Origin of the sequence: Bacillus sp. 522_BSPC (assembly GCF_001076885.1) — a bacterium.
GTDB classification, from domain to species: domain Bacteria; phylum Bacillota; class Bacilli; order Bacillales; family Cytobacillaceae; genus Niallia; species Niallia hominis.
In genome coordinates, this window is the sequence record NZ_JVDT01000090.1 from 1 (window position 1) to 7839 (window position 7839).

Annotated in this window: 7 protein-coding genes; 5 read left to right on the plus strand and 2 right to left on the minus strand. The window is 35.0% G+C overall.

What is annotated here, in order from left to right; translation table 11 throughout:
* Positions 1-262: 262 nt before the first annotated feature.
* Complete coding sequence (locus tag ADJ83_RS07175; RefSeq protein ID WP_031537251.1) at positions 263-973, minus strand: GntR family transcriptional regulator; 711 nt, start codon at positions 971-973, stop codon at positions 263-265.
* Between the two features lie 213 nt (positions 974-1186).
* Between ADJ83_RS07175 and bglA the strand changes: the two genes are divergently transcribed.
* Positions 1187-2626, plus strand: a complete 1440-nt coding sequence (bglA, locus tag ADJ83_RS07180) for a 6-phospho-beta-glucosidase BglA (RefSeq protein WP_031537250.1) — start codon at positions 1187-1189, stop codon at positions 2624-2626.
* 176 nt (positions 2627-2802) lie between these two features.
* On the opposite strand, the gene pepF is transcribed toward bglA, so the two are convergent.
* Entirely contained in the window at positions 2803-4611 is a 1809-nt protein-coding gene (gene pepF / locus ADJ83_RS07185) for an oligoendopeptidase F (protein ID WP_031537249.1), read from the minus strand.
* A 262-nt stretch (positions 4612-4873) separates the two neighbouring features.
* Between pepF and ADJ83_RS07190 the strand changes: the two genes are divergently transcribed.
* From ADJ83_RS07190 to tnpA, 4 genes are all read left to right on the plus strand, one after another.
* Complete coding sequence (locus ADJ83_RS07190; RefSeq protein WP_048717345.1) at positions 4874-5395, plus strand: VanZ family protein; 522 nt, start codon at positions 4874-4876, stop codon at positions 5393-5395.
* 181 nt (positions 5396-5576) lie between these two features.
* Complete coding sequence (locus tag ADJ83_RS07195) at positions 5577-6119, plus strand: GNAT family N-acetyltransferase (RefSeq protein WP_031537246.1); 543 nt, start codon at positions 5577-5579, stop codon at positions 6117-6119.
* A 588-nt stretch (positions 6120-6707) separates the two neighbouring features.
* Positions 6708-7280 carry a hypothetical protein gene (locus ADJ83_RS07200; RefSeq protein WP_031537245.1) on the plus strand — a complete coding sequence of 191 codons (573 nt, stop codon included), beginning with the start codon at positions 6708-6710 and terminating at the stop codon, positions 7278-7280.
* Positions 7281-7448: 168 nt separating this feature from the next.
* A partial coding sequence (gene tnpA / locus ADJ83_RS07205) for an IS200/IS605 family transposase (protein ID WP_048717347.1) occupies positions 7449-7839 on the plus strand: 391 nt, incomplete at its 3' end.

Genomic DNA, 7839 nt, shown 5'->3' on the forward strand with positions numbered 1-7839 from the left:
AGAGCACTTTTTGTGACTTCTCATTTATTAATTTAAATTTAAGGCTGTTTTCTAAAAGATTGTTGCTTTTTTAATAAGAAAAATAAATTAATTAATTAGAAAATACTTAGCAGCCTGAATACATGTAGACTCCCATGGGTTAGCGAGGAAGGTATGACCACAAAGGCGAAGCTGAGGAGGCTCAAGCGTAGCCCCATGGAAAGTAAAGTGTATTCAGGCTGTGGGTCATAGCAAGAAACTTTACGAAAACAGCCGAATTTAATTAAAAGAAATGGCTATTTGCCTGAATAAAAAACTGGGACTGCTGATAATTATAAGTGACTTTTGAAAAGTCAAATGGCTGGCCATTCGTTAAATGAAAGATGCTTTCTACTAATAATTTAGGGGCATCTTTTTCTAATCCTAAAAAAGCTGCTTCTTCCTCATTTAACATATCCACTTGTAAATAGACATCAGAAAAACCAACTTTTAATCCCAATCCTTCTGTTATGTAATGGAAAATGGATTCAGAAACGATTTCTTTATTTAGATAGGTAATGATCGATTTATTATACCAAGACTCCTCTAAGCAAAGGGTTTGTCCGTTTATATAGCGGATTCTTTTCACATAATAAACATCCTCGTTAAGCTCCATATTTAAATTAATGGAGACTTCTTCTGTTGGTTTTCTTACCTCTAATTCAATTATCTTCGAAGTTAGTACATAATCTTCTAAATCCTTTTTAAATCCTTGATTCGAAAGTAAGCTAATATAGCCTTTTCGATTTTGCCTTCTTACAAATATACCGCTGCCCCTTACCTGAAAAATAATCCCTTTTTTTTCTAAAAGCTCCAAGGTTTTTATAATGGTGCTTTTACTAACCCCATACTGTTTCATTAAAGCCTCAATGACGGGTAGCTTGCTGCCTTGTTTAAGTCCATTTTCTTCAATATATCTTTCTATTTTTTCTGCAATTTGCTGGTATTTTAACATGTACATACCTCAATATCTTTAAACTTTATAGCTGGATTATAGCATATCTGTTATAAAAACTCATTAAAATTAACAGGGTATAAAAATATAATATTGTATTTATAATATTATACCGGTACAATTATAGTGTTGAGGTATGGTGTTTGAAAATGTGATACAGAAGAGTAATAAACAAACGAATAATGCATGATAAATTAGAAGGAGGAAGAAGCGATGAGTAAAATGCCAAAGGATTTCCTATGGGGTGGTGCTTTAGCTGCCCATCAATTTGAAGGGGGATGGAACAAGGGAGGAAAAGGTCCAAGTGTTGTAGATGTTATGACAGCAGGTGCTCATGGTGTGCCAAGAAAAATAACAGACACCATTGAAGAAGCACATTTTTATCCGAACCATGAAGCGATTGATTTTTATCATCGATACAAGGAAGATATTGCTTTATTCGCAGAAATGGGCTTAAAGTGCTTACGAACCTCGATTGGATGGAGCAGAATTTTTCCAAAAGGGGATGAGCTAGAGCCAAACGAAGAAGGGCTACGCTTTTATGATCAAGTATTTGACGAATTATTAAAGTATGGCATTCAGCCAGTTATTACGCTATCTCATTTTGAAATGCCGTTACATCTTGCGAGAGAATATGGAGGTTTCAGAAATAGGAAAGTAGTAGACTGTTTCGTGCGATTTGCAGAAGCCTGCTTCCATCGCTATAAAGATAAGGTGAAATACTGGATGACATTTAATGAAATTAATAATCAAATGGATGTCTCTGGCCCGTTATTTTTATGGACAAATTCTGGAGTAACCATACAAGAAGGGGAAAATGCAAAAGAGGTAATGTATCAAACCGCCCATCATGAGCTAGTTGCAAGTGCATTAGCTGTGTCTGTTGGGAAAAAAATAAATCCGGATTTTCAAATTGGTGCAATGGTTTCGCATATTCCGATCTATCCATATTCTTCTAATCCAGCAGATGTTATGCTAGCTGAAGAGGAAATGAGACAAAGATATTTTTTCCCAGATGTTCAAGTTCGAGGATATTATCCTAAATATGCTTTAAAGGAATTTGAGAGAGAAGGCTATTCTATTACAATGCATACTGGTGATGAAGATATTTTAAAAAATGGGACAGTGGATTATTTAGGTTTTAGTTACTATATGTCTACAACAGTTAAGAGTGATGTGGCTAATAATAATGCAGGGGACATTGTAAATGGAGCATTGCCGAATGCGGTCGAAAATCCCTTTATCAAAGCAAGTGACTGGGGCTGGTCGATTGATCCGACAGGTCTTCGATATGTATTAAATCGTTTATATGATCGTTATCAAATCCCATTGTTTATAGTAGAAAATGGGTTTGGAGCAATCGATACGGTGGAAGAAGATGGAGCTATCCATGACCAAGAAAGAATTGAGTACTTAAAGGCTCATATTGAAGCTTTAGAAAAGGCTGTTTTGTATGATGGGGTCGATTTGATTGGCTACACACCATGGGGAATTATTGATATTGTATCCTTTACAACAGGAGAAATGAAAAAGCGTTATGGAATGATTTATGTTGATCGTGATAATGAAGGAAACGGATCGATGAATCGTTCAAAAAAGGACTCTTTTTATTGGTATAAAGATGTTATTCAATCGAATGGGGAAAAGCTATAATATGGGAAAAGGAAGAGGATTTTTTTGATTTTCTCTTCCTTTTTTCTATGTTTGTCTATTGCTCCTTCATGAAGTGAGAAGTAAAAAAGGCTCGTTTTAGGGTAAAAATATCATTCCATAATGTCAACAACCCACGACTGAAGTCACGAGGGTTCTCGGCTAAAGCCTAAAGACGATTAATAACTAGACTCTAATTCATCTATTAAGCTTCCAACATAGGCCACTGCTTTTTGGATTGGTTCTGGTGTGGACATGTCGACATTCGCTAATTTCATTAGTTCAAATGGTTTTAATGTGCCGCCAGCTTTTAGTACTGTTAACCAGCTATCCACTGCTGTTTTTCCTTCCTCTTCAATCATTTGAGAGACAGCAGTTGATGCTGTTAGGCCCGCAGAGTAAGTATATGGATAAAGCCCCATATAATAATGTGGTTGGCGCATCCACGTTAGCCCAGCACCTTCATCTATTTCCACGCTATCTCCCCAGAATGACTTTAAGACTGCGAGGTTTTGCTCACATAAAACTTTTGCTGTGATTGGCATTCCTTGCTCTGCTAACTCATAGATTCTTCTTTGTAATGCACCCTCAAGTATATGGGTAACGAAATTATGATAATATGTGCCTAGCGATTGAAGGATTACCCATCTTCTGATTTGGGCATTAGTAGATTTTTTTATAATATGCTTACTCAAAAGCATTTCATTCATTGTAGATGGTGCCTCGACAAAGTAACGGGATGGTCGAGTATTGGAGATAATTTGATTTCTTCCAGCAAGAACGAAATGTCCTGCATGTCCAAGTTCATGGGCAAGTGTAAAAGTATTTCGCATGGAATTATGCCATGTCATTAATATATATGGATGTGCACCATACGGGCTGGAGCAGAAGGCGCCAGAACGTTTCCCATGGTTATCGGCTAAATCTACCCAACGATCCTTTAAACCTTTTTCCATAATCTCCATATACTCTGGACCCATCACATCAAGTGCCTCTAAAATAAGCTTAGATGCTTCTTCATAGGTGATTTCAGGATCATAGGTTGTATCAAGCGGTGCCTTTAGGTCACAATAATGAATTTTATCTAAACCTAAAATGCGTTCTTTTAATCTCGCATATCTCTGCATATGTGGTGCTAATTCTGTGAGAATGGTGTCCAGCTGGTTATGGTACATTTCTTTTGTCACTTGCTGTTCTTGTAAAAGCATATCGGTTACAGATTCATAGTTACGTAGACGAGATTCGATTACTTGTTTTTTCACTTCTGTTCCATAGGTAGCTGCATACGTATTTTTATAGCGATTTAGCCCTGCGGTAAAAGAGTCGTATGCTTTTCTTCTAATCTCTTTATCAGCAGATTCTTCATACTTTTCAAAGGAATTGAATGTTAACGGATATTCAGTCCCATTATTTGTAACAAAAGAAGAGAATTCCATATCTGATGTTTTGCTTCTTTGATATATCATATAAGGGGAACCATGGATTTCGCCAAAGGCCGCTAATACTTCTTCTGCTTCTGGTGATAACATATGAGGCTTTGCTTCCATTAGGTCATTTAGTGTTTTGGAGAAAACCTGCAATTCTTCTTCAGATTGCATATATGTATTTATTTCATCATTTGATAGTGTAAGAATTTCAGAATCAATAAACGAAAGGCTTGAACTCACTTTTGCATAGAGTGAAGAAACAATCGCATCGTTCTCTTGATATACAGGATTTGATCCATCTGTAGATTGATTAAGATTTGCATAGGTAATAGCTCTCGTTAATCTTTCATTTAGTGCATCTCGCGCTTTTAAGCATTCCAATAACATTGTAGCATTCTGATGAAACTTGCCTTTAAATTGAGTAACAGTAGGAATACTCTCTTCAATCGATGCTATTTCTTCTTTCCATCCTTCTTCTGTTTCAAATAAATCACGTAGGTCCCAAGTATGTTCTAAAGGAACTTCTGAACGGTAAAGCGTCTTTTCCATCTCTGTATTCATTTTTCATTCTCCTTCTCTAACAAACTATTTCGTTATTCGAAACGATTAGTTTGATTATACAATAAACCTATTAAAAGTGGGAATATTTTGTTTATTTAATCATTACATTGTTATTAAATAAGAAAGGAAGGAAAAAAATGCTACTCTTTACTAGAAGAATAATTGTATAATGGAAAAACATCTTACTATTTCACTAAATTTTACAATTTTTTAATAAAGTGAATGGCTGAAAATCGATTATATAAAAAGGAATGAATGTAAATTGCCCCTGAAAATTTCCCGTAAAAAAAGATTTAATCTATTAGTGTTTATTTGTATTGCTTCTATGCTCGTTATTTTTTTCATCTCCCATATGCCATATCAGGAACAAGATATTAAGCCATTTTTACGAGATAAAGTGGATCTTTCTAATGTCCCTTTACCATCTATTCAATTTGAGTACGATGGTCAGCTTGTTTCCACTGATGCAGATCCATATGGCTTTATAGAATTTCTATTTCGTAAAGCAGGACATGTTATCGGCTATTGTTTATTAAGCCTTCTTCTTTTTATAACACTCATGCATACAAGGATAGAACGAAAATGGGTATATGTAATAAGTGGCGCCCTTGCCCTCCTTTATGCAATCTCAGATGAATGGCATCAAAGCTTTGTGCCTGGTAGAACAGGACATTGGCAGGACGCCATTATTATTGATGGAATGGGAGTAGTTTTGGGATTACTTGTTGGATACATTTGTACATCTTTAATAAAACGTAAGGGTACAAACGGACGGTTCTTTTAGATGGTAGCAACTAGAACGACCTTAAATCCTGAAGTGGTATAGAATTCAAATTTAGTTTTTGGAAAGAAAATAATAAGATGGCGTGGAAAAAAAGTCGACATTCAAGTAATCATCATAATCTGGAGTTTGTCATCGATTGAGCGATCCATTGGAGGTAATGAAGAGAGAGGAGCTGGTAACATTGTATCAAGATAAAGAATTGATAGTAAGACCAATTAAAGAGGAGGATCTCCATCGTCTTTGGACATTGGCATTCAAAGAGGAGTCACCTGAATGGAAAAAATGGGATGCACCGTATTATGCACATAAAGCGATAACCTACGAAGAATTCTTAACAAAAAAGGACCGCTACCTAGAGAGAGAAGATTACTGGGCCATTGTTGTAGAAGGAGAGTTGATTGGCACTGTCGGCTATTATTGGGAACATGAGCCATCCAAATGGCTAGAGATGGGAATTGTTATTTATGCTCCGAATTATTGGAGCGGTGGATATGGAACAAGAGTAATAAAGCTTTGGATCGACCATTTATTTAAGAAAATGCCTTTAGTCCGGGTCGGGTATACAACATGGTCTGGCAATGAGCGGATGATTAAGATTGGAGAAAAGCTTGGTATGACGATGGAAGGACGAATGAGAAAGTGCCGTTATTATAATGGAGTATACTATGATTCAATTCGTATGGGAATTTTAAGGGAAGAATGGGAAGAGAATCAAGTAATATAATTCTAATATAGGGAAAAGATGCATAAAATTATGTACTGCTAATCATGTACTACATTCATTTTAGGAGTATAATGGAAGTAAATAATAATGGATAAAGGCAAATTGTTTAAAAGTATAGGCAGCAATGGAATCGAATAAGCATGGAAAATGAATGAATGGAGTGAGGTCCATGAAGAAAAAGGGTGAGTACGTATTTTTCTGCCAGCATTGTGGATTGCCTCAACGTATTCCAGCATTTGTGTTAAAAACGTACTTATGTGATGACATGGTAAAGCAATACTATTGTCACAATTGTAGCCGTGAAAATGTAATTCCTCCCTATATAAAAAAACTTAAATCTGAGCTCTAAGGGTATTTTTTTAAAAGCCAAGTGTATTAAACGCTTGGCTTTTGCTTTTTAAGACAAACTTGCAAGTTATATAAGCAATTCCATTATTTATGAGTATTTGTCGATATATTGTACAAACTATTTAAGGAGGAACATTATAATTTGTTGGTTAGTGAAGGAAACAATTTTTTTAACCTTATTATGAAGATGGTTACTAACCCCCCTCTTATAATGGAAACTTTAAGTAGGAGATGAATGAAGTGAACTACAAAGAAATTTGGGAAAAAATTAATGAACAGAATGACATATTACATTCTTTATACATTTCTTATTGGGATAAATTTTCGGATTATACGACATGGCAATTTTGGCTCATTGTTATTTCTTTAATTTTCCCATTAATCATTCTGTTTATAGCTATTGATAGAAGAAGATTATTTGAAATATTGTTCTTTGGCTATACTGTTCATTTACTTTGGGCATACATAGATCTTACTCTTAGCAGAGGGAATTTCTTAACACATACATACTTTCTATTTCCGCTTGTTCCTAATGCGTTAAATATTACAGGTTCTTTTCTTCCAGTAGGATATATATTAGTATATCAATATGCGACAAATCATCAGAAAAACTTTTATATACTAACAATACTATTAAGTGCTCTAAATGCTTTTGTTTTTGCCAATATTGAAGAAGCAATTGGATTAGTGACTTTTCATAGAGGAGTGAATGCCTTTCATTTATTCCTTTTGGATTTAGTGATAGTGTTTGTATCATTCTGGTTTACTAAATTACTGTTGAAATTTAGGATTAATAAGAGTGAAGAGATGTAATAAATGAGCATGTGTTTTACAGCACATGCTTATTTTTATAGAAAAGAAAACCCTGGGCTATGCCTAGGGTTCCAAAAAGCTTACAGCGTGGTATTAAAAAAACTTCCTCAAGGTGCTAAAATATTTTTGGTTCGCCAACCGAAAATAAATAGCCAGGAGGAAGTCCTTATGTCAAAAGACAATAATAGTTTAGCACACACAACTTGGAATTGTAAGTATCACATAGTATTTGCACCAAAATATAGAAGACAAATAATTTACGGGAAAATAAAGAAAGATATTGGACAAATCTTACGTACCTTGTGTGAGAGGAAAGGCGTGGAGATAATAGAAGCAACAGCGTGTAAGGATCACGTACATATGTTAGTGAGTATTCCGCCAAAATTAAGTGTATCAGCATTTGTAGGATATCTAAAAGGAAAAAGTAGCTTGATGATATTTGATCGACATGCACAACTGAAATATAAATATGGAAATCGAAAATTTTGGTGTACAGGATATTATGTAGATACGGTAGGAAGAAACAAAAAGGTAATAGAAGAATATATACGTAATCAAA